General features: G+C 63.6%; 1 pseudogene. It reads right to left on the minus strand.

Annotated features, from left to right (window positions below):
* Positions 1-253, minus strand: a pseudogene (locus SB751_RS33105) (phage tail protein); the annotation flags it as partial.

The raw sequence follows: 253 nt of genomic DNA on the forward strand, positions 1-253 counted from the left end.
TACTACGCCGTAGACCACGATCGCATTTGCCGTCCCGTTGCCCGGGCCGCTCAATCCGCAAACGACCCACGGCGCCGGCAGTGCGCCATTGAGGCGATCCACGGTGCCGAAGTTGTTCACGCCGGAATCCCACTGCACGCGCGCGCCAGCACTGGCGCGCGCGTTGATGTTCCCCCAGATATCGTCAATCTCTGCGCTCAGATAGCGGCCCCGCCACGTCAGATTCAGGTTTCCGTCGGTGGTGAGAATCTGG

It is taken from the genome of Cupriavidus sp. SIMBA_020, assembly GCF_046535395.1.
In the GTDB taxonomy this organism is placed as follows: domain Bacteria; phylum Pseudomonadota; class Gammaproteobacteria; order Burkholderiales; family Burkholderiaceae; genus Cupriavidus; species Cupriavidus campinensis.